Genomic DNA, 22,829 nt, shown 5'->3' with positions numbered 1-22,829 from the left:
TCCACCTACGGGATGATCCTGATCAGACCAGGGCACCGATCGCGACACCGGCCGCGGCGGCCGCCACGCAGAGCGCGAGGGTCCCCAGCGCGTCGAGAAGCGCCTTCCGCACCTGGCCCTCGCGGAGGAACGCCGCCGCGTCGAGCGACACCGTGCTGAAGGTCGTGTAGCCGCCGAGCAGCCCCGTCCCCGCGATCGCGAGCCACGGCCATCCGAGCGCGGCACCCGTGAGCACCCCGAGCGCGAGCGAACCCGACACGTTCACCGCGAGGATGGCCCAGGGGAAGCCGCGCGGGACGACGCGCGAGAGTAGCACGTCGACGAGCCAGCGCAGGCCGGCGCCGATCCCGCCGGCCAGGGCGACGAGCGCGACGAGCCCGGGGGTCACGCTGCGGCCTCGCGCGCGACGCGTGCGCCGACGACGAGGCCCGCGACCGCCGCCCCGACCGCGAGGATCACGAGCAGGGCAGAGCCGGCGAGCACGAGCGCGATCTGCGGGCCGCCGGTCGCGCCCGCGACCTGAACGGCGAACGCGCTGTAGGTCGTGAAGCCGCCCAGCACGCCCGTCCCGAGGAAACCGCGCCATCGCGCATGCCGCGCACCGCATACGCCCGCGACGAACCCGAGCAGGAGCGATCCGACCACGTTGATGACGGCCGTCATCCAGACGACGGAGCTGTCCGGGACGAGCGCCGTCAGCACGTGACGCGCGGCGACGCCGATCGCGCCGCCCGCGCAGACGAGGGGCAGCAGCTCCCAGCGGATGGGTGCACGCGTCACGAGCGAGACACTACCGGCTCGACGCACGTGTGCGGGTGCCCGTCGCGCAGGCACACGAAAGTCGCCGCGGAGGGTGCTCCGCGGCGACTTTCCGTGATGATCTGAGAAGGGCTAGGCCTTCTCGAGCTCGTCTTCGTCCTCGTCCTCGTCGGCGTACTGGTCAGCCCAGCGGTCGACGTACGGGTCGTCATCCGGATGCGCGAGTTGGCGTTCCAGGGCCCGATAATCGACGCTCGGGCTGAACGACTTGAGTTCGCGGGCGAGCTTTGTGTGCTTCGCCTTCTGACGGCCACGCCCCATGCGCGAGACCCCCTTATGTTGAGCAGCATCGGGCTTCATGCGCCGGCCCGTATGCATAACTTCCGACAGCCGGCTGATGCCGGGAAAGAGTAGGATCCAGGATACCACGCGGCCCTCGGGCACCGGCCGGGCTGCGGCACAGAGAGGACGGGCCATGAGCGATAACGAGGTCTTCCCCGCCGACGAGGCACCCGACGCGGCAGCCGACGAGTCCCTGCACGGGGCCGTCATCGTAGGCGCGATCCCGGGCCAGGCACCCCGCGTGATGAAGGAGGCGGCCCGCTATGCGGCCCTTCTGCACGCGCCGCTCGTCGTGGCCCACGTCGACGTGACGCGCTTCGTGACCTACGAGGATCCGGACGGATTCGTGCAGACCGCGCCCGTCGACATCCACATCGACGCCGGCGCCGAGGAGCTCGAGGCCGTCCGCCGAGCAGCCGAGGAGAACCTCGCCGGCAAGGACGTCCGCTGGACGGTTCGCCAGCTCGTCGGCGACCCGGCGCTCGCCCTCAAGCACTTCGCCGAGAAGATCGACGCGCGCCTGATCGTCGTCGGCACGCGCAAGCGCGGCATCGGCGACTCGATCCGGGAGTTCTTCACCGGATCGGTCGCCGCGCGCCTGTCGCACCGGCAGCACCGCAACATCCTCGTGGTGCCCGTGGGCGAGCCGCTCGCGGACGACGAGGACTGGCCGCTCGAGGAGTAGGCCTCAGCGGCCGCCGAGCGCGCGCTCGAGCGCAGCAGCTGCGTCCTCGAGAGCACGGCCGAGGTCGTCGACGACGGATGACGCGAGCTCGCCCCCGCGCGCCACATGCGTGCGCAGGTCAGCCCGGATGCGGCCGCGGAACTCGCCCACGAGCACCTCGGCGCGCTGCAGCTGCTCGCGCGCGCGGACGCGCGGGTCATCCCCACGGTGCGGTCGCGGCGTCTCCGCGGTCGCGCTCGCGGCCGCCGCGAGATCGGCGCGCAGGCTCTTCATCGCCTCGCTCACGCTCGAGCGCACGCCGTCGGCGATGATCCGGACGGAGTCGGCGAGCCCCTCCTGGATGCCGTCGAGTTCGGCCGCACGCGCACGCACCTCGGCGCGCCCGGCATCCGTGATCGCGTAGATCGTCTTGCGGCCGTCGACGCTCTTCGTGACGAGTCCCTCCTCCTCGAGCTTCGCCAGGCGGGGGTAGATCGTGCCCGCGCTCGGCGTGTAGGTGCCGCCCGTGCGCTCCGCGAACGCCTGCATGATGTCGTAGCCGTGACGCGGCGTCTCGTCGAGGAGGCTCAGGAGGTAGAGGCGCAGGTCGCCGTGCGAGAAGACCGGAGGCATCAGCGAGCCTCTCCCTCGCCGGCCGCCGCCTGCCCCGGCCACTGCACCTCGCCATCCGTCTCGGCCGCCGCATCGGGCTCCGAGCCGTCCTCGCGGCGCACGACCGTGATGTCGCCCGCGACCGTGTTGATCCGCACGTCGACGAAGCGGCTCGACAGCTCGCCCACCGAATCCGTGTAGCTCACCGGCCCGGACGACGCATACGCGACGCCGTCGATGCGCACGCGGCCGCTCGCCGAGCGCGCCACGTAGTTCGCGGCGTACCCCTTGTCCAGGCGCAGCGTCACGGCGCCGCTCACGCCGTTGACCGACACGCGCTCGACCTGTCCGACCGCGTCGACGAAGGTGGTGCCCGACACCGTGTCGACGTCGACCCGCGACACGGCGCCCGAGACCGCGACATCGCCGGAGACGGTGTTGGCCGAGAAGGCGCCATCGAGGTCGCGCACCTGCACGTCGCCCGAGACGGCATTCGCCCCGAGATCGCCGCGCAGGCCGTCGACGAGCACGTCGCCCGACACGGTGTTCAGACGCGCGGGCTGCTCGAGCCCCGCCACGAGCGCGCCCGCGCTCACGACGCCGAGCGTGAGGGCGACCGCGCGTGGGACGGCGACGCTGATCTCCGCACGCGGACCGGCCGCGCCGAAGTTGCGGAAGACCTCGAGGAAGTTGTCCCAGCGCAGCTGCGGGTGGTCGATCTCGAGCTCGTCTCCCGTGAGCTCGATGCGGAGGTCCTTGACCGTCACGCCGTGCACCTCGACCCGCGCATGCGGCTCGTCGTGCCCGATGATGTCGACCTGGCCGCCGATGAGACCCACCTTGAGGCGGCGGACGCCCTCGACGTCGATGATGCGGGTCTCCCCAGGATGGATGACCCACTTCTCGTCTGTCATGATCTGCTCCTGTCTGCCCCGGCACGGGCATCCGACTCGAGATATATCTCGACTTGTAAGCAGTCAAACACGATATATCTCGATCTGCAAGCGTCTTCGGGAAATCGGCGGTTGACATTGACGCGACGTCAACCTCTAGCGTGATTCTCACCACCACGACAGAGGAGAGGAGCCGCCATGGAATGGTCGATCCAGCAGATCGCCCGCCTGACGGGCACGACGAGCCGCACGCTGCGTCACTACGACGACATCGGGCTGCTGCCGCCGTCGCGCGTCGGCCACAACGGCTACCGCTACTACGACGAGTCGGCCCTTGTCCGCCTGCAGCGCATCCTGCTGCTGCGCGAGCTCGGGCTCGGCCTGCCGCAGATCGGCGACGTGCTGGCTCGCGAGACGAGCCCGGCCCGCGCGCTCGAGACGCATCTGGCGTGGCTGGAGGAAGAGAAGGGTCGACTCGAGCGGCAGATCCGCGCGGTGACGTCGACCATCGGATCCCTGAAGGAGGGGAAGGAGCTCATGGCAGAGAACATGTTCGACGGCTTCGACCACACGCAGTACAAGGACGAGGTCGAGCAGCGCTGGGGTCGCGACGCGTACGCGCGGGGCGACGCCTGGTGGCGCGGGATGAGCGACGCGGAGCGCAGCGCCTGGGGCGAGCGCTCGTCGCAGCTCGCGCGCGACTGGACGGCGGCCGCCGAGGCCGGCGTCGATCCCGCGTCCGACGACGCACAGGCTCTGGCGCAGCGCCACGTGGAGTGGCTGACCGGCATCCCCGGCACCCCCGCGGCCGCGCCCGGCGGCGACGTCAAGGCCTACGTGCTCGGTCTCGCCGAGATGTACGTGGCCGACGACCGGTTCGCCGCGAACTACGGCGGCACGGCCGGCGCGACGTTCGTGCGCGACGCGCTGACGGTCTACGCCGACGCGCGTCTGTGATCGCGCGCCAGCGCATGGCAGAGAGCGCCCCGTGTCCCTGAGACACGGGGCGCTCCTGCACTTCGCGCGGCCAGCGCGATAGCGTCGAGGCAGTCGGAGAATCGGCGCACACCAGGAGGAACCGTGACGGACACCCAGCACCAGCCCATCGGACTCGCCCGCACCCTGCGCACGATCGCCATCGTCACGGGCGTCATCTCGCTCATCGCGGGCCTCGTGATCGTCATCTGGCCGTTCAAGTCGGCCGTCGCCGTCACGGTTCTCATCGCGATCTACACCCTCGTCGCGGGCATCATCGACATCGCGCTCGCGGTCGTCTCGAAGGGGCTGAGCGGATGGCTGAGAGTCGGCCTGGCGCTCCTCGGCGTCCTCTTCGTGGTCGCCTCGATCGTCGCCTTCTCGAACCTCGCGTCGACGACGGCCCTCCTCGGCGTCTTCGTCTCGACGTTCCTCGGCATCGCGTGGATCTTCGAGGGTGTCGTCACCCTGTTCGCGCTCGGCGGCCCCAAGGACCCGTTCAGCCCGGTCGTCCGCTCGAAGGGCTGGACGATCGCGTACGCGATCGTCAGCATCCTCGCGGGCATCGTGCTGCTCGTCTCGCCGATGCTCGCCGCCGTGTGGCTCTGGCTCTTCATCGGCGCCTCGCTGCTCGTCTTCGGCGTGATCCAGATCGTCCGCGCCGCGACGCTCGAGCGCTGAGCGCGTCGCGACACACGAAGCGCCGGCCGCGCTCTCGAGCGGCCGGCGCTTCGTCGTGTCAGGAGTGGATGACGAAGGTCGTCACGCTCTGCGGCGGAAGGGTCGCGACGAAGCCGCCCGCCTTCCCTGTGATCACCGGCTGCTCCTCGAGGTCGCGCATGGCGTCGGTCAGCCACGATCGCGCACTGCGCACGCGCCGCCCCTGCACCGCGAGTGACGGGTTCGCCGTCGACTCCGACATGTTGACCGCGACGAGCACGAGAAGGCCGTCCGGGCCGATGTACGCGGAGGTGAGGACGCCGGGCTGCGGCTCGCGCGGCGCCTCGACGCGCGTGAACCCGGGGCGAACGAACTTCGCGTAGTGCGACAGCATCCGACCGCGCTTGCTGATCGTGCCGTCCTCGCGCATCGGGCCGTAGAAGCGGCGGATGTACCACCAGACGTACGCCTGGAATTCGGCGTCGGTCATCGCGTGATGGACGTGCTCGGCGACCTTGAGCGCCTCGGGCCAGAGGTCCGCGGAGCTGGAGCTGTTCGGGTGGTAGACCTCGGTCATCCACAGCTCCTTGCCCGCGCCCTTCTCCGCGAACAGCGGGTACGGGAAGTCCTCGTACGCGGTGCCGTAGAGGTGCGCGCCGATGATGTCGACGTTCGCGAGCGCGGCCGGGTCCTGCAGGATCGGGTCGGACACCTCCTTGACGTACTGGAACGACTCGGGCGCGATCACCCGGCAGTCGATGCGCCCCGCGAAGTCGCGCAGGAATCGGTTCATCTCCTCCGTCGTCCACCACGTCCACTCGTGCGCGTAGTCGGGCTCGTTCTGGACCGAGATGCCGTACAGCTCCACCCCGTTGTCGCGCATGTAGTGCACGAACGCGTTCAGGTGGTCCGCGTACGCGCCATAGGCGTCGTGCCGGAGGCGCCGCGCCTGCGCGGGCGGCGTGTAGGGGGCCGCCATGAGGTAGTCGAGCGCAGGGCCGCCCTCGCCCCGTGTCTCCACCTTGACCATCCACTGCCCGGGCGTCATGACCGCCTGGATCGACTTCCACGACCACTGTCCTGCTGCGGTCGCGGGGAAGAGCACGTTCTCTGCCACGAGCGCACCGGCGACGTGGATGTCGACGTGCACGTCGCCCGTCGGCGCCGCGTAGCGGAAGGCGAGATTCTTCGTGCCCGACGACCCGATGATGACGCCGCTGAACTCGACGCTCGCGCCCATCGCGCCGTCGAACTGCACGTAGCCCTCGCCCTGGTAGCCGGACAGGTCCGTCGCGACGTGCGCGTTCACGAGCGCCGCGGCCTCGGCCTCGTACTGGCTGCCGCGCGGCACGTCGTCCGCGCGCTCGAAGAACTCCACGAGGTCGGCCGGAGGGTTCCACGGCGACGCGAACACGAGCGCGCCCTGCGCGACCGCTGCCTGCGCCGAGGCGAGATCGCGCGCCCAATTGGCCGAGTCCTCGGGGACGGGGATCCGGAGGATCGTGAACCCGAGATCGTCGACGCCGTTGCCGAAGGCGGTCGCGCACTGGCTCGGCGTCAGCTCGCCGATCCACCCCGCGTGGGTCATGCCGCCGAAGCCGCGGATCACCTGTCGGCGCTGCGTCGGCTGGACCACGAGGGAACGGGGCCGGACGGCGGGGGCCGCGCCGTGCGCGGGCCCGGCCGCGAGGCCGAGCACGATGGGCACGGCGGCGACACCGCCCGCCAGGACAGTGCGTCGGCTGATGCCGTCGGAGGATGGCGTCGTTGCCATGGGCATTCTCTCTTTCTCTCGAGTGGTGCGGACAGCACCGCGTCAGCGGCGGAGGACGATCACGTCCGTCGGGTTCAGCACGACGGCCTCCCCCTCGCGGAGCACGCGACCGGTCAGCAGGTCGGTGCCGTCGGCGTGGAGGCGCACCGTCACGGCCTCCGCACCGTGATGCAGCAGGAAGTCGATGACCGCGCCCGACGGAGCCTCGCGCGTCGCGAACTCGAGACCAGGGACACCGGCGTAGGGGCCGGCGAGCCCGTGGCGCTCGATCGCCGACCGTGCGACCTGGGTCATCCCCTCCTCGTCGAGGACGCTCCCCACGTACCAGACGTGGCCCTCGCCTTCGGGGCCCCGGATGACGTTCCGCGTCACCGCGGGCTCTCCGGCGTAGTAGTCGGCGCCGTATCGCGCCATCACCTCCGCGCCCTCCGGCACGAGGACCTCGAACACCATCCGGCCCCTCGCGGTCGCCCCGTCCGAGAACCGCACGGGATTCGCCACGGCCGGCTCGGCGGCATCGGTCTCGGCGACCCGCACTCCGGCCATCCGCGCAAGCGGTCCGGGGACGTCGCCCAGGAAGCGCAGATCGTCCTCGTCGGCTCGCCCCGACAGACAGCCGATGATCACCGTTCCGCCTCGCTCGGCGACGGCGTGCAGCCGCTCAGCCGTGTCGCCCGCGACGAGATGGAGCAGGGGCGCCGCGACGACGTCGTAGGCGCCGAGGTCGGCGGTCGGCGGCACCACGTCGAGCTGCGCGCCGGCCTCCCAGAAGGGGCGCGCCCACTCCGTGACCGTCGGAAGGTACCTCAGCAGGCGATTGGGACCGTCCGCCATCTCGACCGCCCACCAGGACTCCCAGTCGACGACGATCGCGCAGCGCGCGCTGGTCCGCGCGCCGAGCAGGGCGTCGCCGACCGAGGCGAGCTCGCCGCCCAGTGCGGCGACCTCGCGGAACGTGCGCGTATCGAGTCGCCCGGAGTGGTCGAGGACCGCCCCGTGCGTCATCTCGCAGGCTCCGTGTGAGGCCCTCATCTGGAAGAAGAGCACGGAGTCGGCGCCATGCGCGACAGCCTGCCAGGACCAGAGCCGCATGATGCCGGGTCTCCGCTGCGGGTTCACGTCGCGCGAGGCCGTGACCGACGGCGTCTGCTCCATGAGCCAGAACGGAGCCCCGTCTTTGAGCCCGCGCATGAGATCGTGCGCGAGCGCGGTGCCCCACGGCTCGTCCATCCGACGCGGGTAGTTGTCCCAGGAGGCGAAGTCGAGATGCGGCGCCCAGCGGTGGTAGTCGAGCGGCTCATAGAACCCCATGAAGTTCGTCGTCACGGGGCGGTCGGAGTGCGCCCGGATCGCCGCCTTCTCGTCGGCGAACTGTCGGATCGCGTTGTCGGTCGAGAACCGCCGATAGTCGAGCGTGATGCCCTGGAACGCGGTCTTCCCCTCTCCGCCCCAGTGCTCGGTCAGCGCGCTCGGCGCCTCGATCTCGTCCCAGTCAGTGAACCGATGCGACCAGAACGTCGTGTTCCACGCCGCGTTGAGCTCGTCGAGCGTGCCGTAGCGGCGGCGCAGCCACTGGCGGAACTCGGCCGCGCACAGGTCGCAGTAGCAGCGGCCGCCGTACTCGTTGCCGACGTGCCAGGCGACGACGGCGGGATGGTCTCCGTACCGCTCCGCGAGGCGCTCGGCCATCCGCGCGGCGAGCCGCCGGAAGTCCGGGGAGCTCCAGCACGCGTTGTGCCGCTGTCCATAGCGGTGCCGACGGCCGTCGAAGTCGACGCGCGTCGTGTCGGGGTAGGCACGCGCCATCCACGGCGGGATGGCGCCCGTGCCGGTCCCGAGGCACACGGTGCGGCCCTCGTCGGCCGCGCGCCGGATGATCGCGTCGAGCGTCGAGAAGTCGAATCGCCCCTCCTCTGGCTCGGTGAGAGACCACGTGAAGACCCCGACCGTGAGGGTCGAGATGTGCGCGGCGTCGAAGGCCCGGTGATCGCGGTCCCAGACATCGCCGTCCCACTGCTCGGGCGAGTAGTCGCCTCCGTACGCGATGCGGTCGAGGCGCGGCAGGCGCGCAGGCGACGGAGGGGCGACGGGATGGCCGAGGACAGAGCGTTTCGGGACGGGGCGGGGGCGCCGCTCAGGCATCGCGTGTGAACCTTCTCGTGACGTCGGCGAGCACGGGGCGCGCCATGAGGGCGAGGAGGGCCGCGAAGGCCCAGAGGAGAAGCAGGACGAGGAGCTCCGACGCCGCGAGGACGAGGAACCCCGCCACGACCAGCAGGGACAGGACGCCCAGCGAGAACCTCCACTGCGACGCGATCTGGACGACGGCGATGCGCGCGGCGTCGCGCGTGCGGAAGCGGAAGCCTGCGGTGAGGACGACCATGTGGCCGCCCCACACGAGGATGAGCGTGCCGAGCACGACGAGCGCGGGCCGGAGCGCCCCGCCGCCGTCGACGCTGTCGAGATGGATGAGGTTGAAGACGAGCAGCGCGAGTGCCGCGGTCGCAGGGGTCGCCCAGCGAAGGGTCTGGACGGCATCGCGCCGATACGCACGGAAGAAGTGCCGCCCCGGGGAGAGGTCGGTGCCAGGGACCCTCACCGCGGCGACCCCGGCGACGAGAGCGGGAGCGACGGGGAGCAGCGCGATCACGAACAGGGGAAGATTCGACGGGTCGCGGTCGAGCAGCATCACCGCGACGATCGAGGGCAGCGCGGCGAGCAGCAGCTGCGCCTCGAGCACGATCATCCGGTAGATGGCCGCCGCGCCCCGCGAGAGGGGCCCGCGGCCGATCTCGTCGGCGCTGTCGCCGCGCGACGACGTGCGGTTCTGTGTGTCCATGTCCTCAGCTCCCTTGCGTGAGGGAAGGCGGCCGGCCGGTGCGGACGGCCGGCCGCCTCCGATCAGCCCTCGCTCTGCGTGCGCTCGAGCGCCGCGTTGATCGTGTCGACGAGCTGCGTCGACCCCAGTCCCTCGAGCTCGGTCACATACGCGTCCCAGTCGTCCTCGACGGAGCGCTGCCCCGTGATGAACGAGGCGGTCGCGGCGTGGACGGCGTCCGTGAGCTGCGTCTGCAGGAGGGAGGTCTGCTCGAGCTCGATCTCGTTGAGCAGCGGCGCGGGAGCCGTCGGCAGCTGCTCCTTCTTCTCGAGCTGCTGCGCGGTCCACTCGGCGATCTCGTCGGTCATCATCGAGAGCACGAGCTCCTCGGATGAGCCGTTGGCGAGCAGGAAGACGCCGTTGCTGTAGCCGTAGTCGGCGTTCAGCAGCTTGGGGGCGCCCGCGTTGATGGAGCTCCAGGCGATGTCGTCCATGAGCTTGCGCGTGCCATCCGCCTCGCGCGTGAACGTCTCGCCCTCGACGCCCCACTGCGCGAACTCGAGGCCCTCGTCGGAGTAGTACAGCCAGTCGACGAACTGCAGGAGCGCCTTGAAGTACGGCTTCTCGGCGGCCTCGCTCGAGATGAGGATGCCCGACGTGAATCGACCGCTCGGGAGGTTGTCGCCGGCGGGGCCGCCCGGGATGGAGATGAGGCGGATCGGGACGTCGCCCTGCCCCGAGTCGGCGAACTTCTGGCGGTACTCCGCGATCACCTGGGTGTTGCCCGAGATCGCGGCGGAGGTGCCCGAGATGAACTTCTGCACGGCCTGGTCGTCGCTCTGGGTGATCTCGGGGTCGAGGACGCCCGCCTCGACGAGCGCGGCGGCGTCCGCCACGAGCTCCCTGTACTCATCGGACGTGCCGGTGAACACGTACTCCCCGGCCTCCTCGTCGTACGAGGTGTTCGCGTATCCCCATCCGGCTGCGGTGTCGTAGTTGGGAGCCATGACGTTCAGGAGCGAGCCGATGGGCGTGGCGTCTGTCCACCGGTCCGACATCGCGTAGTCGAGTTCGGGGTTGGCCTCCTTGACCTGCTCGAGCTGCTCGAGGTACTCGTCCCAGGTCGCCGGGTCCTCCGTGATCCCCGCCTTCTCCCAGAGGTCCTCGCGGATGACGACCGAGTACTGGACGTCCGGCACCTCGCGGAGGCCAGGGAGGTGATAGATCTTCCCGTCCTCCTGACGACGGTTCTGCAGGTCCTCCTCCAGACCCCAGTCCTCGATCTTCTGCTGGAAGTTCGGCATGTAGTCGAAGTAGTCCGAGACAGGGAGGATCGCTCCGCCCGAGACGAACTGCGTCTCCGAGCCGGCGTACGTCGACGAGATGATGTCGGTCGCCTCGCCGCTGCCGATGAGCAGGGACTTCTTCTGGTCGTAGTCGGCCATCGGGATGTCGGTGCGGGAGAACGTGACGTTGTGGTCCTCCTCGAGGTGCTGGAAGACCGACCAGTCGTCCTTCACCGGGTAGTTCGGGTGATCCCGGTACATGAGGGAGAAGTTCACGGGCTCGGTCGCCTTGAAGGTGACGCCGGCCTCGAAGTCCTCCATGGCGCCCACGGAGTGCGCCTCGTCGATCGTGACGCCGTCGTCTCCGACGGCCTCCTCGCTCGGCGTGGCGGAGCAGGCGGACAGCGCGACCGCGGCGGCGGCGAGGCCCGCAGCACCGACGAGGGTGTGGCGAGTGATTCTCATTGTGTTTCTCCTCTAGGTGAACGTCGTCGTTCGACGTGGGGGAATCAGCCCTTGACCGACCCGAGCATCACGCCCGAGACGAAGTAGCGCTGGATGAAGGGGTAGAAGCAGATGATGGGCAGGACGGTGAGCAGCATCGTCACGGCCTGGATGTTCGAGGCGATCTGCGCGGCCTCGTCGCCCACGGCCTCCTGCGCGCCCGTCGCCGCGGCGATGAGGTTGCGCAGGTAGATGGTCACGGGGAAGAGCGACTTGTCATCCATGAAGAGGAAGGCGCTGAACCACGAGTTCCAGATGCTCACGGCGTAGAACAGCGTCATCGTCGCGAGCACGGCCTTCGACAGCGGCAGCACGATCCGGAAGAAGATGCCGTATGTCGTGAGCCCGTCGATCGCGGCGGCCTCCTCGAGCTCCTCGGGGAAGTTCTCGAAGAACGACTTCATGACGAGCAGGTTGAAGACGCTCAGCGCTCCTGGGACGACGACCGCCCAGATGCTGTTGCGCCAGCCGAGGTAGTTGGCGATCAGGATGTAGTTCGGGATGAGCCCGCCGCCGAAGAACATCGTGAAGACCGCGATGCCCACGAAGAACGTGCGCCCCTTGAGGTACGGCTTGCTGAGGGCGTACGCGTACGTCGTGGTGATCGCCATCGCGATGATCGTGCCGACGATCGTGTACAGGAACGTGTTCCCGTAGTTCGTCCAGAACATCTCATCGCTCATGACCACGCGGAACGTGTCGATGTTGAAGCCGCGCGGGATGAGGTTCACCTCGCCGGCCGCGATGTACCCCTCGGACGAGAACGCCTTCGCGACGAGGTTGATGAACGGGTAGAGCGTGACGGCGCACACGAGCACGAGGGCGATCGCGTTGACCACGCGGAACACGCGGTACCCGAGCGACTCGCGGATGATGCCGGTCTCCCGGCGGACGTGCGCGATGTCGGGCTTCTGGGGAAGGGCTTCGGTCACCACAGCGAGGTACCCACCATTCGTCGAGAGAGGGCGTTCGCGCCGAGCACGAGCACGAGGCCGATGACCGCCTCGAAGAGGCCGATCGCGGTTCCGTACGAGAACTGGGCCGACTGGATGCCGACGCGGTAGAGGTAGGTCGAGATCACGTCGGCCGTCGAGTAGATGAGGGGGTTCTGCAGGAGCAGCACCTTCTCGAATCCGACCGCCATGAACGAGCCGATGTTGAGGATGAGGAGCACCATCATGGTCGGCTGGATGCCGGGCAGCGTGATGTGCCAGGTCTGCTGCCAGCGGTTCGCGCCGTCGATGCGGGCGGCCTCGTACAGCTGATCGTCGATCGTCGTGAGGGCCGCGAGGTAGAGGATGGTCCCCCATCCGACGGTCTGCCACACCTCCGACGAGACGTAGATCGAGCGGAACCACTCGGGCCGCTGCATGAACGGCACGGGGTCGCCGCCCATCGCCTCGACGACCTGGTTGATCGTGCCGTTGAGCGCGGTGAGCTGGAGCACGAGACCCGCGACGATGACGATCGACATGAAGTGCGGGAGGTACGAGATGGTCTGGACGATCCGCTTGAACCGCCGCGAGCGCAGCTCGTTGAGCATGAGCGCGAGGACGATCGGCAGCGGGAAGGTGATCAGCAGCGTGAGGGCTCCGAGGATCACCGTGTTCCAGAACACGGTCCAGAACTGCTGGTTCGAGATGAACGCCTCGAAGTAGTAGAAGCCGACCCACTCGTCGCCGAAGATCGAGCCGCCGGGGCGGAATCGTCGGAACGCGATGACGTTGCCGAGCATCGGCACGTACCGGAAGATGAGCAGGAAGATCACCGGTGCGATCAGGAACGTGTAGAGGCGCCAGTCGCGGGCGAGAGCGCGCCGCCACGTCTGCTTCGCGCGCGGCGTGCGATCGCGCCGGAACAGCCGCCGCTTCGCGCGCGCTGTCGTGATGAGGCGCGTCGCGCCCCCTGCGGGCGGGGCATCCCCGAGCCGCAGGGGCGCGTCAACGGATTGCGTCATTTGGAACTCCACATCCTCGTGGTTCTCAGGCGAACGGGTCGCCTCTAGGGAGTGAGCAGGATGGCCTCGGACGGCGAGGTGAGGACGGTCGCGTCGGCCTGCGCCTGCAGGCTGAGCTCGGCCGCCTTCAGCGCGTGCGCCTGGCTCATGGCGGTCTCGGTGCCGTCGATGCAGTCGCGGATGAGCTGGCCGAAGTACGGGAACCCGGTCATGCCGTTCGCGTTGAAGCGGTACTGCCCCTCCTGGTTGACGAGGAGCACCTGGCCGCCGCCGTTGTCGGTCGTGATGTCGATGTACTTGCGCAGCTCGATGTACCCGTCGGTGCCGAGCAGGAGGGTGCGTCCGTCGCCGAACACGCCCAGGCCATCCGGTGTGAACCAGTCCACGCGGACGTACCCCGTGGCGCCGTTGTCGAGGATGACGTGCGCGTCGCCGAAGTCCTGGAGGCCCGGCGTCTCGGGGTGCGCGTAGTTCGCGATCGTCGAGGTCGACACGCGGCCGTCCGCCGCGCCGGTGTAGTGGAGGATCTGGTCGAAGTTGTGACTGCCGATGTCGCAGAGGATGCCGCCGTACTGGGCCGGGTCGTAGAACCAGTCGGGCCGGCCCCCTCCGATGCGGTGCGGGCCGAAGCACACCACCTGCAGGACCCGCCCGATCGCCCCGCGCTGGATGAGCTGATCGGCGAGGATCGCGGCCTCCGAGTGCACGCGCTCGCCGTAGTAGACGGCGTACTTGAGGCCCGTCCGCGCGGTGGCCTCGCGCACCGCCTCGAGCTGCGCGAAGGTCGTCAGCGGCGCCTTGTCGACGAACGCGTGCTTGCCCGCCTCGATCGCGCGCAACCCGATGGGAGCGCGCTCGGAGGCGATCGCCGCGGTCGCGACGAGCCGCACGTCGGGGTCGTCGAGAACCTGCTGCTCACTGGAGGCGATGCGGGCCGTCGGGTACTTCTCGGCGAACGCGGCGGCGCGCTCGGGGTTCTCGTCGAATACCCAGGTCACCGTCGCGCCGGCGCCGATGAGCCCGTCGGTCATCCCGAAGATGTGACCGTGGTCGAGGCCGACGGCCGCGAAGGCGAACTCCCCCGGCGCGACGGCGGGCTGCGGGAGCGGGTCGAAGGTGTACGGATGGCTCATCGGGGGTTCTCCTGGTCTGTCACGTCGTAGGCGCGGATCCGTCCGCACATTCCGAAGGCGCGCTCGCCCGCGGGCGAGGGCGCCTCGTGCACGCGGGCCTCGCGCAGGTGGGCGACATCGCCCCGCGCGACCGCCTCGGTGAGCGCGAGGGAGCGCTCCGCCTGGGCCAGCGGCCGCTCGCGCACGAGCTGCCCCCATGCGGCGGCGCGATGCAGGACGAGTGCACCGGCCGCCGCATGGAAGTCTTCAAGGGGCCCGCGGTCGCCCGCGACGACCGCATCGCGCAGCGCCTCGAACCCGGTCACCGCGAGATCGCGGCGACGGGCGGCGCGCTCGGCGCGACCCTCCGCCTCGCCCAGCGAAGCCGCCTCGGCGTACGCGTCGGCGTTCCCGACGATCTCGGCGGGAAACGTCATCACGGCGTCGCCCGCCTCGGGAAGACCCGCGTTGCTCATCAGCACGAGCACCTTCAGCCCTCCGCGGTTCACCGCGCGGTGGATGGTGCCGGGGGTGAACCACACGACGGACCCGGGCTCGAGGTCCGTCTCGCGGAAACCGTCGCCGTCGATCGTCTGCAGCGCGCCGCGCCCCTCGACCACGAGGTACGCCTCGGTCGACACGAGATGCATGTGCGGGCTGCCGCCGCAGATGCCGTCGGGCGCCGCGCCGTCGTAGATGTCGAGGTGCGACAGCGAGGTGCCGCCCGGGAACGATGAGGCGCTCATGATGCCGCCTCGACGAGGGACGCCTGCTTCTCGTAGAAGTGCGGAGCGTGCTCGACGAGCTGACCGGCACGGTAATAGGGGTCGTCGGCCTTGAGGGGCAGCTCGACGAACGCGCGCTCGATGCCCGCCTTGTAGATCGCCGTGACGACCTCGATCGCGTTGCGACCATCCCGCCCATCCGCGATCGGCGCGCGCCCGTCGCGGATCGCGCCGAGCAGATCCCCGATCTGCCCCTCGTGCCCGTAGTGCCCCAGGGGCTCCTTCGCCGCCGCGACCGCCTCGATCTCGGCGACCAGATCGGCGTCGCCGCCCTTCGCGGGGAAGCCGCCGCCATCCGCGCGCTCCGCGATGACCTTCCACGGCTGCGAGACCCGCGCCTTCTCGCCCTGGATGACGATCTCCTGCTCCTCGCCGTGGTGCACGACCGAGCTCGTCAGCTGCGCCAGGCCCCGTTCGTAGCGGAACACGGCGACCGAGAGATCCTCGACCTCGCTGTTGTCGTGCTGCGCGTTTGCGAGCATCGCGGTGATCTCGGTCGGACGACCGAGGAGCCACAGCAGCAGATCGATGTGGTGGATCGCGTGGTTGAGGGTGCAGCCGCCGCCCTCCTTCTCCCACGTGCCCCGCCACCAGAGGTCGTAGTACGGAAGACCGCGCCACCACGCCGAATCCACACGCACATGCGAGATCGTGCCGAGCAGGCCCGACTCCACGACCTCCTTCAGGGTCGCGAGGTCGTCGCGGAACCGGTTCTGAGCCACGACCGACAGCACCCTGCCCGAGCGCTCCTGCGCCGCGAGCATCGCGTCGCACTCCTCGAGCGACGGCGCCATCGGCTTCTCCACGAGCACGTTCACGCCCCCGTCGAGGGCCGCGATCGACAGCGCGGCGTGCGTCGACGGCGGCGTCGCGATGCTCACGAGGTCGAGCCCCGCCTCGGCGATCATGCGAAGAGGATCGTCGTACCCCACGGCGTCGGTCAGCCCGAACTCCGCCGCCTTCTGCGCGGCCTTCCCGGGCATCACGTCGGCGAGCGCGACGATCTCGCACTCCTCCGGGAACGCGAGATACCCGCTGATGTGGGCACTCGCGATGCTGCCCGTGCCGATGATCCCGATTCTGAGCATTGCTTCCTCGCAAGTTCTACTACGTATTACTAAGACGTAGTAGGTAGTATGGACACATCGCGTCCGCTCGGTCAAGAGGTTTTTCGGGGCAGGATGTCGAAGATGGGGGATCGAGGGATGGCGAAGCGCCCGACCAGCCACGACGTCGCGCGACGAGCGGGGGTGTCGCAGTCGACGGTGTCGTTCGTGTTCACGGGGCGCAGCGGCATCTCGGAGGCGACCCGCGAGCGGGTCCTGAAGGCGGCTGCCGACCTGAACTACCGCCCCAATCTGGCGGCGCGATCGATGCGCACTCAGCGCACCGGCCGCATCGCGGTCGTCATCCCGGTGACAGGCCTGAACCTCTTCCCCGTCCTCGAGGGCGCCGTCTCGACGGCCCGCGATGCCGGCTACGTCGTGGAGGTCCTCAGCCTCTCCCGCTCACCCGAGGAGCGAGAGGGCGAGCTCGCGTCGCTCATCGACTCGACCGAGTACGAGGGCGTCCTCTCCTTCAACCCCATGCGGACCCCGCGCGTCGCGTCCGATGCCGCAGCGCCGGTCTTCCTCTCGCTCTCCGAGTTCGACGAGGAGATGCACGCGACGGGGGCCTTCAGCGACGCCCGCCCGGTCGTCGAGATGATGGAGCGGCTGGTCGAGCTCGGGCATCGGCGCTTCCTCCACGTCGCCGGCCCCTCCGACTTCCCCGCCGCCGTCGCCCGACGCGACGCCTATCTCGCGACGATCGACCGGCTCGGCGTGGAGTCGCTCGGCGTCGTCGGCGGCGACTGGAGCGGGATGACCGCGAACCGATGCGTGAGCGAGCTGCCCGACGACGCCCCGCCGCTGGCGATCCTCGCCGCGAACGACGTCCTCGCAGCCGGCGCGATCCGGGCGGCCGTGTCGCGCGGATGGTCGGTGCCGGGCGATGTGAGCGTCACCGGCTGGGACGACCTCACGATGAGCGCGCACTTCATCCCGTCGCTCACGACGGTGTTCCAGGACCGTCAGCGGCTCGGCACCGACTCCATGCGCCGCCTGATCGCGGCGATCCGCGGTGAGACGCCGCCCGAGCAGGAGGCCGTGCTGCAGCGCGTCGTCTGGCGGGAGTCGGTCGCGCCGCCCGGCGCGCGCTGAGCGCGCCTCAGGCGGTGGCGGCGCCCCTCGGCGCCGCGAACTCCTCGAGGGCCTCGATCGCCTCGGTCGAGAGCTCGAGGCGGCTCGCCCCGATCGCATCGTCGATCTGAGCGGGACGCGAGGCTCCGATGATCGCCGTCGTCACGACGGGATCGCGCAGCACCCAGGCGATCGCGAGCTGCGGGATCGACACACCGGCTTCCCGCGCGATCGCGTCGATCCCCCGGATACGCCGCAGGTAGTCGTCGGTGATCGCCGACTCGTTCAGGAAGAAGCTCCCCGCCGCGCGAGAGTCGGCGGGGACGACGCCGTCGATGTACTTGCCGGTCAGCAGACCCTGCGTGAGCGGCGAGAACACGGCGCTGCCGACCTGCAGCTCGCGCAGGAGCGGGAAGAGCTCGGCTTCCGGCGTGCGGTCGAAGAGCGAGTACCGCGGCTGGTGCAGGAGCAGGCGCACGCCCTCTCCGGCGAGCAGCTCGTGGGCGCGCCGCGCGAGGGGCGCGGGGTAGTTCGAGATGCCCACGTAGAGCGCCTTGCCGCTGCGCACGATGTCGACGAGCGCCTGCATCGTCTCCTCGATGGGCGTCTCGGGGTCGACGCGATGCGAGTAGAAGACGTCGACGTAGTCGGTGCGCATGCGCGTCAGGCTCTGCTCGAGCGAGCGCATGAGGTACTTGCGCGAGCCGCCGTCGCCGTAGGGCCCCGGCCACATGTCATAGCCGGCCTTGCTCGTGACGAAGAGCTCGTCGCGGTAGCGCCGCAGGTCGGAGTCGAGCACCGTGCCGAAGGTCGACTCGGCGGCGCCGTAGGGCGGCCCGTAGTTGTTCGCGAGGTCGATGTGCACGACGCCCCGATCGAAGGCGTGCAGGAGGATCTCGCGCTGGCTCTCGATCGAGCGGTCACGCCCGAAGTTCTGCCAGAGGCCGAGCGAGATGCGCGGCAGCTTCACCCCGCTCGCGCCGGCGCGGAGGAACGGCACGTCGTCGTAGCGCGACGCCGAGGCGACGTGCGGCGCGTGCAGGCGGGGGTCGTCGGCGGCGATGGGCATGGCGCTCCTCTGCGAGGCGGATGGGATGGCGCGTCAGACGAGGACGCCGGCAGGGCGATGCTACCGCGGGCGCGGCGTGCACTTCGCGGGCCGACGCAGCGCGCGGAAGGGCCGCCATCTCGCGCAGCGCCCGGTCGTCGGAGCGCACGTGTTCTGGCGGGCGCTCGGCCGTCAGGTCGAGGTGTCGGGTGAGGCCGTCGCGCTCTCCGCAGACGAATCGGCGGCTGACTGGCTCGCGCGCCCGACCGCGGGGGCTGCAGTCGATCCCGACTGGCAGGCGTGGGCCATCCGCCCGGATCGCGTCGAGTTCTTCCAGGCCGCGCACGATCGCGACCACGTGCGCGTCGTGTACCTGCGCGACACCGGCGGATGGCGGCGCGAACGCGCGTGAGCGTCAGGCCGGGACGGCCTCGAGCGCGGTGCGCGTGCGCCGGCCGAGCAGGCCCGTGACGACGAGCAGCGCGATGACGACGCCCATCACGATCCAGCCGGGCGCGCCGAGCACGGTCGCGATCGCCGCGTCGTCGCCCGGCCCGTTCCACAGCACGACGACCGATGCAGCCGTGTTGAGCGCTCCGTGGCCGACCGCGGCGGGCCACACGTTGCCGGTCCAGTACCGCGACCACTGCAGGATGACGCCGACGAACAGCGTGAACACGACCATGAGCGCGAGGCCGGCGGCATCCGGGCGCGCGAAGTTGTAGCCGAGCAGGATGACCGGCGCGTGCCACAGCCCCCACACGATGCCGATGAGGATGGCCGAGGGCCAGAATCCGAGCGGCGCGAGCGCGGTCGTGAGGAACCCGCGCCATCCGAGCTCCTCCCCGAACGCCGACACGGTCGCGACGACCGTGTTGACGGGGATGGCGGCGAGCGTGACGGCCATGTAGACGTCGGTCGTCATGCCCTCCGGGAGGAACGGCGCGATCTGCGACAGGCTCCAGTCGGGGTGCGCCCATCCGAGTGCGGTCGCGAGCAGCAGCGACGCCACGCCGATCGCGGTCCAGGCGACGGGGAACAGGAGGAACAGCGCGATCTTGCGACCCACCGGCCGGAAGGGCACGAGCCCGAGGTAGTGCGCGCGCCGCCGCGGTCGCCGCACGAAGAACGTCGCGACGAGCGCCGCGACCGTGGGCGTCCACATCATGGCGGCCATGAGCGGCAGCGCGAGCGGCGAGCGGAGCCCCTCTCCGCCGAGCCACAGGGGCAGCGTCACCACCCAGGCGAGGGCGAAGGCGGTCACGAGGAAGGTCGCGATCGCGCCCCACGGGACGCGGGTTGTCTCCGGCATGCTCTCTGCGCTCGTCATGCCCCCAGCGTGCCCGGCCGCGCGCCCGGCGCGCCTCCCCCTCGGGGCGGAGTTCCGGGGATCCCCCGCACGGCGGAGGTCAGCGCGCGGCGGCGGCCTTCCGCTCCCGGCGCGCCTTCCACCATGCCCAGAACCGCTCGAGCTGCCGCCTCAGCCATCCGGCCGCGCGCTTCGCCCAGCCGAACTCGGTGCCGAGCACCGCGAGGCCCGCGAAGACGATGAGCCACCCGGGCCCGGGCAGCGGTACGAGCAGCAGGCCGCCGACGGCGAGGACGCCGCCCACCGTGCCGACCGCGATCCGGTAGGCGCGCTCGATGGTGCGGCTGCGCCCGATCGCGCGGCGCGTCGCGCGCCCGGCGCGCACCAGGGCGGATGGCCGCGGAGCCGGCCCGTCGAGGTGGGCGCCCGCCGTCGAGGTCGCCTGAATCGCATCCCGTTCCATGACGGGATTCCACACGATATATCTCGAAGGGTGCTGGGTGCTCAGGAACCCTGCGTCTGCTCCACCCATTCGAGGTACTCCTCGGACACGGTGCCCGTGACGTAGCGCCCGTCGAAGCAGCTCATGTCGAGGTCGTCGAGACCCTGCCCCGCGGTGCTTCCCTCGAGGATCGCGGCCTTGAGGTCCTCGACCTCCTGGTACACGAGGTGGTCGCAGCCCAGCTCCGCGGCGATCTCGGGGATCGACCGGCCGTGCGCGATGAGCTCCTTGCTCGACGGCATGTTGATGCCGTACACGTGCGGGTAGCGGACGGGCGGCGCTGCCGAGGCGAAGGTGACCGACCGGGCGCCCGCATCGCGAGCCATCTGGATGATCTGCTTGCTCGTCGTGCCGCGGACGATCGAGTCGTCGATGAGCAGCACGTTCTTGCCCTTGAACTCGCTCGACATCGCGTTGAGCTTCTGGCGCACGCTCTTCTTGCGCACGGCCTGGCCCGGCATGATGAACGTCCGGCCGACGTAGTGGTTCTTGTAGAAGCCCTCGCGGTACTCGATGCCGAGCACGCGCGCGACCTGCATCGCCGCCGGACGCGACGAGTCCGGGATCGGCATGACGACGTCGATCGCCCCCTCGGGCACGTGCTTCTCGATCGTCGCGGCGAGCTTCGCGCCCATCCGCAGGCGCGCCTCGTACACCGAGATGCCGTTCATGATCGAGTCGGGGCGCGCGAGGTAGACGTACTCGAACGAGCACGGCGACAACTGCGGCGACTCGGCGCACTGCTTCGAGAACAGCTGCCCGTCGTTCGTGATGAAGATCGCCTCGCCGGGCTCGACGTCGCGGACGACCTCGTAGTCGGCGTTCTCGAGGACGAGCGACTCGCTCGCGACGACCCACTCGTCGCCGCCGTCCTCCGCCGTGCGACGCCCGAGGATGAGCGGCCGGATGCCGAACGGGTCGCGGAACGCGAGGAGCCCGTACCCGGCGATGACGGAGATGACGGCGTACGCGCCCTCGATGCGCTTGTGCGTGCGCGCCACGGCCTCGAAGATGCGCTCGGGGTCGAGGTCGACGGGCGACGTCGTCGCCTGCAGCTCGTTCGCGAGCACGTTGAGCAGGAGCTCGGTGTCGCTCGACGAGTTGAGGTGGCGGCGGTCGCGCTGCGCCATGTCGAGCGTGAGCTCGCGGGTGTTCGTGAGGTTGCCGTTGTGGATGAGGATGATGCCGTACGGCGCGTTCACGTAGAACGGCTGGGCCTCCTCCTCACTCGAGGCGGTGCCCTTGGTCGCGTAGCGGACGTGGCCGAGGCCGACGTTCCCGAGGAGCGAGCGCATGTCGCGCGTGCGGAAGCCCTCGCGGACCATCCCGCGCGACTTGCTCATGTGCATGACGCCGCTCGGCTCGGCCGTGGCGATGCCCGTGGCGTCCTGGCCGCGGTGCTGCAGCAGGAGAAGGGCGTCGTAGATGTCCTGGTTGACCGGGCCGCGCCCGACCGCTCCGACGATGCCGCACATGTGGGGTTACTTCGCTCCGTCCGCGTATGCGCCGACCAGGCGGACGGCACCGCCGTCGACGCCCTTGGCGCCCTGTTCGAAGGCGCCCTCGGGGCGCTCTCCGGTCTTGACCGTTCCGACCTGCCACGCGCCGATCCCGTCGGCGGCGAGCGCCGAGACGGCCGCGTCCACCCGCTCGGGGGCCAGGACCGCGAGGAAGCCGATGCCGAGGTTCCACGTTCCCTCGCTCGACTCGAGCGAGGTGCCGGCGATGTCGCTCAGCACGCGGAAGACGGGCGAGGGCGACCACGTCGAGCGGTCGACCTCGGCCCACGTGCCGACCGGGAGCACCCGGGCCAGGTTGGCTGCGATGCCGCCGCCGGTGACGTGGCTGAGCGCGTGCACGTCGTCGCCGAGGGACTCGATGAGGCGCAGCAGCGGCGAGGTGTAGAGCCGCGTGGGCTCGAGCAGCGCCTCGCCCCAGGTCGCGCCGAGGTCGTCGGAGCGGTCGGCGTAGCCGATGCCCGCGCCGGAGAGGATGTGACGCACGAGCGAGTAGCCGTTGGAGTGCAGGCCGCTCGAGGAGAGCGCGAGCACGGCGTCGCCGTGGCGCACGCGCTCGGCGCCGAGCACGCGGTCAGCCTCGACCACGCCCGTCGCGGCACCCGCGACGTCGTAGTCGTCGACGCCGAGGAGGCCAGGGTGCTCGGCGGTCTCGCCGCCGACGAGGGCCGTCCCCGTCGCCGCGCACGCCTCGGCGATGCCGCGCACGATGTCGGCGATGCGCTGCGGCACGACCTTGCCGCACGCGATGTAGTCGGTCATGAAGAGCGGACGGGCGCCGACCACGACGATGTCGTCGACGACCATGCCGACGAGGTCCTGGCCGATCGTGTCGTGCTTGTCGATGGCCTGCGCGATCGCGACCTTGGTGCCGACGCCGTCGGTGCTCGTCGCGAGCAGCGGGCGGCGGAAGTCGCGCAGCGCGCTCGCATCGAAGAGCCCGGCGAACCCGCCGACACCGCCGAGGACCTCGGGGCCGTGCGTGGCGCGCACCGACGACTTCATGAGCTCGACGGCGAGGTCGCCGGCAGCCGTGTCGACGCCGGCCTGGGCGTAGGTGGATGAGGGGGTTTCAGCCGCAGCTGCGGTGGGATCGAAGACCACCGGACAAGAATAGCGGCCGCTCGCTGTG

Annotated in this window: 24 protein-coding genes; 5 read left to right on the top strand and 19 right to left on the bottom strand. The window is 70.2% G+C overall.

Translation table 11 applies throughout. The features are described from left to right. Positions 1–22 precede the first annotated feature (22 nt). The 3 genes from PKE79_RS09700 to PKE79_RS09690 all read right to left on the bottom strand — a co-directional run bounded on the left by PKE79_RS09700 (position 23) and on the right by PKE79_RS09690 (position 1,080). On the bottom strand, positions 23–388 hold the full coding sequence (locus tag PKE79_RS09700; RefSeq protein ID WP_271173495.1) for a fluoride efflux transporter FluC: 366 nt from the start codon (positions 386–388) through the stop codon (positions 23–25). Continuing rightward, entirely contained in the window at positions 385–780 is a 396-nt protein-coding gene (locus PKE79_RS09695; RefSeq protein ID WP_271173494.1) for a fluoride efflux transporter FluC, read from the bottom strand. The genes PKE79_RS09700 and PKE79_RS09695 overlap by 4 nt, the downstream gene beginning before the upstream one ends. A gap of 111 nt (positions 781–891) precedes the next feature. Beyond that, positions 892–1,080: a DUF3073 family protein gene (locus PKE79_RS09690; RefSeq protein ID WP_271173535.1), complete on the bottom strand. Its 189-nt coding sequence runs from the start codon at positions 1,078–1,080 to the stop codon at positions 892–894. Positions 1,081–1,234: 154 nt separating this feature from the next. Between PKE79_RS09690 and PKE79_RS09685 the strand changes: the two genes are divergently transcribed. Next, entirely contained in the window at positions 1,235–1,786 is a 552-nt protein-coding gene (locus tag PKE79_RS09685; RefSeq protein ID WP_271173493.1) for a universal stress protein, read from the top strand. Between the two features lie 3 nt (positions 1,787–1,789). On the opposite strand, the gene PKE79_RS09680 is transcribed toward PKE79_RS09685, so the two are convergent. Both PKE79_RS09680 and PKE79_RS09675 read right to left on the bottom strand, forming a co-directional pair. Then, the gene (locus PKE79_RS09680; protein WP_271173492.1) at positions 1,790–2,398 is read right to left on the bottom strand and encodes a PadR family transcriptional regulator; all 609 of its coding nucleotides are present in this window, start codon (positions 2,396–2,398) and stop codon (positions 1,790–1,792) included. Then, positions 2,398–3,291, bottom strand: a complete 894-nt coding sequence (locus PKE79_RS09675; protein WP_271173491.1) for a DUF4097 family beta strand repeat-containing protein — start codon at positions 3,289–3,291, stop codon at positions 2,398–2,400. The genes PKE79_RS09680 and PKE79_RS09675 overlap by 1 nt, the downstream gene beginning before the upstream one ends. A gap of 177 nt (positions 3,292–3,468) precedes the next feature. On the opposite strand from PKE79_RS09675, the gene PKE79_RS09670 reads away from it, so the two are divergent. Together PKE79_RS09670 and PKE79_RS09665 are read left to right on the top strand one after the other, a co-directional pair. Next, on the top strand, positions 3,469–4,227 hold the full coding sequence (locus PKE79_RS09670; protein ID WP_271173490.1) for a MerR family transcriptional regulator: 759 nt from the start codon (positions 3,469–3,471) through the stop codon (positions 4,225–4,227). A gap of 123 nt (positions 4,228–4,350) precedes the next feature. After that, positions 4,351–4,926, top strand: a complete 576-nt coding sequence (locus PKE79_RS09665; RefSeq protein ID WP_271173489.1) for an HdeD family acid-resistance protein — start codon at positions 4,351–4,353, stop codon at positions 4,924–4,926. A 58-nt stretch (positions 4,927–4,984) separates the two neighbouring features. Here PKE79_RS09665 and PKE79_RS09660 read toward each other — a convergent pair whose 3' ends face one another. The 9 genes from PKE79_RS09660 to PKE79_RS09620 form a co-directional block, all read right to left on the bottom strand. Then, positions 4,985–6,679: a CBM35 domain-containing protein gene (locus PKE79_RS09660; protein WP_271173488.1), complete on the bottom strand. Its 1,695-nt coding sequence runs from the start codon at positions 6,677–6,679 to the stop codon at positions 4,985–4,987. A gap of 42 nt (positions 6,680–6,721) precedes the next feature. Beyond that, positions 6,722–8,821, bottom strand: coding sequence for a beta-galactosidase (locus PKE79_RS09655; RefSeq protein ID WP_271173487.1), 2,100 nt, complete (start codon positions 8,819–8,821; stop codon positions 6,722–6,724). After that, complete coding sequence (locus PKE79_RS09650) at positions 8,814–9,518, bottom strand: hypothetical protein (RefSeq protein ID WP_271173486.1); 705 nt, start codon at positions 9,516–9,518, stop codon at positions 8,814–8,816. The genes PKE79_RS09655 and PKE79_RS09650 overlap by 8 nt, the downstream gene beginning before the upstream one ends. A gap of 62 nt (positions 9,519–9,580) precedes the next feature. Next, positions 9,581–11,248, bottom strand: a complete 1,668-nt coding sequence (locus PKE79_RS09645) for an ABC transporter substrate-binding protein (protein WP_271173485.1) — start codon at positions 11,246–11,248, stop codon at positions 9,581–9,583. A 44-nt stretch (positions 11,249–11,292) separates the two neighbouring features. Then, the gene (locus tag PKE79_RS09640; RefSeq protein ID WP_374727762.1) at positions 11,293–12,222 is read right to left on the bottom strand and encodes a carbohydrate ABC transporter permease; all 930 of its coding nucleotides are present in this window, start codon (positions 12,220–12,222) and stop codon (positions 11,293–11,295) included. Continuing rightward, positions 12,216–13,244 carry an ABC transporter permease gene (locus PKE79_RS09635; protein WP_271173483.1) on the bottom strand — a complete coding sequence of 343 codons (1,029 nt, stop codon included), beginning with the start codon at positions 13,242–13,244 and terminating at the stop codon, positions 12,216–12,218. Before PKE79_RS09635 ends, PKE79_RS09640 begins: the two co-directional genes overlap by 7 nt. A 44-nt stretch (positions 13,245–13,288) precedes the next feature. Continuing rightward, positions 13,289–14,377, bottom strand: coding sequence for a Gfo/Idh/MocA family protein (locus tag PKE79_RS09630; RefSeq protein WP_271173482.1), 1,089 nt, complete (start codon positions 14,375–14,377; stop codon positions 13,289–13,291). Next, entirely contained in the window at positions 14,374–15,102 is a 729-nt protein-coding gene (locus PKE79_RS09625) for a cupin domain-containing protein (RefSeq protein WP_271173481.1), read from the bottom strand. The genes PKE79_RS09630 and PKE79_RS09625 overlap by 4 nt, the downstream gene beginning before the upstream one ends. After that, positions 15,099–16,229 (bottom strand): Gfo/Idh/MocA family protein, encoded by a 1,131-nt coding sequence (locus tag PKE79_RS09620; protein ID WP_271173480.1) that lies wholly within the window; start codon positions 16,227–16,229, stop codon positions 15,099–15,101. The genes PKE79_RS09625 and PKE79_RS09620 overlap by 4 nt, the downstream gene beginning before the upstream one ends. Before the next feature lie 117 nt (positions 16,230–16,346). On the opposite strand from PKE79_RS09620, the gene PKE79_RS09615 reads away from it, so the two are divergent. Continuing rightward, entirely contained in the window at positions 16,347–17,342 is a 996-nt protein-coding gene (locus PKE79_RS09615) for a LacI family DNA-binding transcriptional regulator (RefSeq protein ID WP_271173479.1), read from the top strand. Positions 17,343–17,349: 7 nt separating this feature from the next. Here PKE79_RS09615 and PKE79_RS09610 read toward each other — a convergent pair whose 3' ends face one another. Continuing rightward, positions 17,350–18,390, bottom strand: a complete 1,041-nt coding sequence (locus PKE79_RS09610; protein WP_271173478.1) for an aldo/keto reductase — start codon at positions 18,388–18,390, stop codon at positions 17,350–17,352. Between PKE79_RS09610 and PKE79_RS09605 the strand changes: the two genes are divergently transcribed. Beyond that, positions 18,383–18,781, top strand: coding sequence for a pyridoxine 5'-phosphate oxidase C-terminal domain-containing protein (locus PKE79_RS09605; RefSeq protein WP_438822810.1), 399 nt, complete (start codon positions 18,383–18,385; stop codon positions 18,779–18,781). The genes PKE79_RS09610 and PKE79_RS09605 overlap by 8 nt on opposite strands. A 3-nt stretch (positions 18,782–18,784) precedes the next feature. Here PKE79_RS09605 and PKE79_RS09600 read toward each other — a convergent pair whose 3' ends face one another. The 4 genes from PKE79_RS09600 to purM all read right to left on the bottom strand — a co-directional run bounded on the left by PKE79_RS09600 (position 18,785) and on the right by purM (position 22,801). Continuing rightward, on the bottom strand, positions 18,785–19,699 hold the full coding sequence (locus tag PKE79_RS09600; RefSeq protein ID WP_271173476.1) for a CPBP family intramembrane glutamic endopeptidase: 915 nt from the start codon (positions 19,697–19,699) through the stop codon (positions 18,785–18,787). Positions 19,700–19,778: 79 nt separating this feature from the next. Then, positions 19,779–20,141 carry a TIGR02611 family protein gene (locus PKE79_RS09595; protein ID WP_271173475.1) on the bottom strand — a complete coding sequence of 121 codons (363 nt, stop codon included), beginning with the start codon at positions 20,139–20,141 and terminating at the stop codon, positions 19,779–19,781. A gap of 41 nt (positions 20,142–20,182) precedes the next feature. Continuing rightward, complete coding sequence (gene purF, locus PKE79_RS09590) at positions 20,183–21,655, bottom strand: amidophosphoribosyltransferase (RefSeq protein ID WP_271173474.1); 1,473 nt, start codon at positions 21,653–21,655, stop codon at positions 20,183–20,185. 6 nt (positions 21,656–21,661) lie between these two features. After that, the gene (gene purM / locus PKE79_RS09585) at positions 21,662–22,801 is read right to left on the bottom strand and encodes a phosphoribosylformylglycinamidine cyclo-ligase (RefSeq protein ID WP_271173473.1); all 1,140 of its coding nucleotides are present in this window, start codon (positions 22,799–22,801) and stop codon (positions 21,662–21,664) included. Positions 22,802–22,829 lie beyond the last annotated feature (28 nt).

It is taken from the genome of Microbacterium barkeri, from assembly GCF_027921765.1.
Classification (GTDB): domain Bacteria; phylum Actinomycetota; class Actinomycetes; order Actinomycetales; family Microbacteriaceae; genus Microbacterium; species Microbacterium barkeri.
This window is presented reverse-complemented; position numbering and strand designations above follow the sequence as displayed.

What these genes read in the sequence shown, in the direction of transcription:
- PKE79_RS09690 (WP_271173535.1), bottom strand. Translation starts at nt 1,080, where the DNA reads ATGGGGCGTGGCCGTCAGAAGGCGAAGCACACAAAGCTCGCCCGCGAA.
- PKE79_RS09685 (WP_271173493.1), top strand. Translation starts at nt 1,235, where the DNA reads ATGAGCGATAACGAGGTCTTCCCCGCCGACGAGGCACCCGACGCGGCA.
- PKE79_RS09680 (WP_271173492.1), bottom strand. Translation starts at nt 2,398, where the DNA reads ATGCCTCCGGTCTTCTCGCACGGCGACCTGCGCCTCTACCTCCTGAGC.
- PKE79_RS09675 (WP_271173491.1), bottom strand. Translation starts at nt 3,291, where the DNA reads ATGACAGACGAGAAGTGGGTCATCCATCCTGGGGAGACCCGCATCATC.
- PKE79_RS09670 (WP_271173490.1), top strand. Translation starts at nt 3,469, where the DNA reads ATGGAATGGTCGATCCAGCAGATCGCCCGCCTGACGGGCACGACGAGC.
- PKE79_RS09660 (WP_271173488.1), bottom strand. Translation starts at nt 6,679, where the DNA reads ATGGCAACGACGCCATCCTCCGACGGCATCAGCCGACGCACTGTCCTG.
- PKE79_RS09655 (WP_271173487.1), bottom strand. Translation starts at nt 8,821, where the DNA reads ATGCCTGAGCGGCGCCCCCGCCCCGTCCCGAAACGCTCTGTCCTCGGC.
- PKE79_RS09650 (WP_271173486.1), bottom strand. Translation starts at nt 9,518, where the DNA reads ATGGACACACAGAACCGCACGTCGTCGCGCGGCGACAGCGCCGACGAG.
- PKE79_RS09645 (WP_271173485.1), bottom strand. Translation starts at nt 11,248, where the DNA reads ATGAGAATCACTCGCCACACCCTCGTCGGTGCTGCGGGCCTCGCCGCC.
- PKE79_RS09635 (WP_271173483.1), bottom strand. Translation starts at nt 13,244, where the DNA reads ATGACGCAATCCGTTGACGCGCCCCTGCGGCTCGGGGATGCCCCGCCC.
- PKE79_RS09630 (WP_271173482.1), bottom strand. Translation starts at nt 14,377, where the DNA reads ATGAGCCATCCGTACACCTTCGACCCGCTCCCGCAGCCCGCCGTCGCG.
- PKE79_RS09625 (WP_271173481.1), bottom strand. Translation starts at nt 15,102, where the DNA reads ATGAGCGCCTCATCGTTCCCGGGCGGCACCTCGCTGTCGCACCTCGAC.
- PKE79_RS09620 (WP_271173480.1), bottom strand. Translation starts at nt 16,229, where the DNA reads ATGCTCAGAATCGGGATCATCGGCACGGGCAGCATCGCGAGTGCCCAC.
- PKE79_RS09615 (WP_271173479.1), top strand. Translation starts at nt 16,347, where the DNA reads ATGGCGAAGCGCCCGACCAGCCACGACGTCGCGCGACGAGCGGGGGTG.
- PKE79_RS09605 (WP_438822810.1), top strand. Translation starts at nt 18,383, where the DNA reads ATGGGCATGGCGCTCCTCTGCGAGGCGGATGGGATGGCGCGTCAGACG.
- PKE79_RS09610 (WP_271173478.1), bottom strand. Translation starts at nt 18,390, where the DNA reads ATGCCCATCGCCGCCGACGACCCCCGCCTGCACGCGCCGCACGTCGCC.
- PKE79_RS09600 (WP_271173476.1), bottom strand. Translation starts at nt 19,699, where the DNA reads ATGACGAGCGCAGAGAGCATGCCGGAGACAACCCGCGTCCCGTGGGGC.
- PKE79_RS09595 (WP_271173475.1), bottom strand. Translation starts at nt 20,141, where the DNA reads ATGGAACGGGATGCGATTCAGGCGACCTCGACGGCGGGCGCCCACCTC.
- purF (WP_271173474.1), bottom strand. Translation starts at nt 21,655, where the DNA reads ATGTGCGGCATCGTCGGAGCGGTCGGGCGCGGCCCGGTCAACCAGGAC.